We start from the raw sequence: 606 nt of genomic DNA, 5'->3' as shown, positions 1-606 counted from the left end.
TGAATCGCCCCTAGTTTTCTAGACACTCTGTTGTTGAACATTGAACTGCTTTTCAAACTCTACCGGTGACAGCCCATCATTGGAACCATGGCGCCTGATTGGGTTGTAAAACATTTCGATATAATCAAACACATCGCTGCGGGCTTCGTCTCTTGTCGGGTAAATCCTGCGCTTGACCCGCTCCCGTTTGAGCAACTGAAAGAAGCTCTCGGCGACAGCGTTGTCGTGACAGTTGCCACGTCGGCTCATGCTGCAACTCAGATTGTGAGCCCTCAGGAAGTCCTGCCATTCACCACCGGTAAACTGGCTGCCCTGATCCGAATGCACTAACACAAGCTGTTTTGGCTTTCGGCGCCAGACGGCCATCAAGAGTGCATCAACCGCCAAGTCTGCCGTCATGCGTGACTTCATCGCCCAGCCGACGATCTGGCGAGAGAACAGATCGAGCACCACCGCCAGGTACAACCACCCTTCTTGAGTGCGGATGTAGGTAATGTCAGTCACCCAGGCGATGTTGGGGGCAGGCACCTTAAACTGACGTGCCAGCGTGTTTGGGGCAGCCTGTGGGCTCTTGCCTCCATAATGCCTCTTACGGCGTTGATAGCC

General features: G+C 54.1%; 1 protein-coding gene. It reads right to left on the bottom strand.

Annotated features, from left to right (window positions below; all coding sequences use genetic code 11):
* Positions 1 to 18: 18 nt before the first annotated feature.
* Positions 19 to 606 (bottom strand): IS3 family transposase (locus BN4575_RS20380; protein ID WP_068979567.1); only part of this gene is annotated, 588 nt, incomplete at its 5' end.

The sequence above is a fragment of the Aeromonas sp. EERV15 genome, from assembly GCF_900079845.1.
Lineage (GTDB): Bacteria > Pseudomonadota > Gammaproteobacteria > Enterobacterales > Aeromonadaceae > Aeromonas > Aeromonas sobria.
This window is presented reverse-complemented; position numbering and strand designations above follow the sequence as displayed.